Origin of the sequence: Puniceibacterium sediminis (assembly GCF_900188035.1) — a bacterium.
Classification (GTDB): domain Bacteria; phylum Pseudomonadota; class Alphaproteobacteria; order Rhodobacterales; family Rhodobacteraceae; genus Puniceibacterium; species Puniceibacterium sediminis.
In genome coordinates, this window is record NZ_FZNN01000064.1 from 1 (window position 1) to 1236 (window position 1236).

Annotated in this window: 1 protein-coding gene; it reads right to left on the reverse strand. The window is 57.7% G+C overall.

Going from position 1 to position 1236, the window contains the following annotated elements; translation table 11 throughout:
* Nucleotides 1-52 precede the first annotated feature (52 nt).
* A protein-coding gene (locus CHB75_RS21200; RefSeq protein WP_089274146.1) for an IS3 family transposase occupies nucleotides 53-1155 on the reverse strand; the annotation gives its coding sequence in 2 pieces (ribosomal slippage) (nucleotides 53-894 and nucleotides 894-1155; 1104 coding nt in all).
* Nucleotides 1156-1236: the final 81 nt, after the last annotated feature.

Genomic DNA, 1236 nt, shown 5'->3' on the forward strand with positions numbered 1-1236 from the left:
TGATCCGACCCCCAACGTTGGACCGCCCGAAGGCAGAGTTTCCCGGCTTCGATCAGGGTGACAGGCTGGTAATGTCCCCCGATTTCGTCAGCGTGATCGGGGTCTTGTTGCCGATCGCGCCATGTGGCCGTTCCTCGTTGTAGTATCTACGCCAAGCCTCCAATTTTTCGGCTGCATCTGCAAGCGTCAAGAACCAGTGGGTGTTGAGGCATTCAGCTCTGAACCTGCCATTGAAGGCTTCAATGAACGCGTTGTCCGTCGGCTTTCCCGGGCGCGAGAAGTCGAGCGTGACGCCGCGCTGATAGGCCCAAAGGTCCATGTCACGCGAGATGAACTCGCTTCCCTGATCGACCCTGATCGTCTTTGGATAGCCGGTGCCACGGCACACCCGATCCAACGTTGCGACCACGTCCTCACCGCGATAGCTGAACCGGGCATCGAGCACCGGCACATATCGCGAGAAGGTATCTACGACTGTCAGGACGCGCAGCTTCTTGCCCGTCGCCAGTTGGTCATGCACGAAGTCCATTGCCCATACATCGTTGGGACCGACGGCCTCCGCACGGTCATCGCGCAATTTTGCCTTTACCCGTCTCTTCGGGGTTTTGTTCCGTAGCTGCATCCCCAACTCCCTGTAAATACGATAGACTTTTTTGACGTTCACGCCCCAGCCTTCGCGATCCAGAAGAACGTGGACACGTCGGTAGCCATAACGCACCCGAGTCTCGCAGATCTCCTTGATCCGTTTCTCAATTGCGGCCTGATCGGTGCGACGGGACTGGTAGTGGAACGTCGAGCGGTCAAATCCGATGGCCTCACAGGCCGCCCGGATCGAAACCGTCCAATCGCTGCACATCCCACGAACCAGTTCGCGCATGCGACCAGGCCTTAGGTCTTTCGGCGGATGACATCCTGCAACATCTCGCGGTCCAGCGTCAGGTCGGCCACGATCTTCTTGAGCCGACCGTTCTCATCCTCAAGCTGCTTCAGTCGCTTCATCTCGGTCGGCAACAGGCCCGCGTATTTCTTTTTCCAGTTGAAGTAGGTCGCCGGACTGATCCCTGCCTTCCGGCAGATTTCGGCGACCGGCGTGCCTTCTTCGCCTTGCTTGATGATGAACGCCTTTTGCGCGTCCGAAAACTTCGATGCTTTCATGTGATTCCGCTCCTTTCCCAGCCAGGAAATCGTAGCGGGAAACTCCAACTTCAAACGGTCCAGTTTCCGGGGGGCAGATCA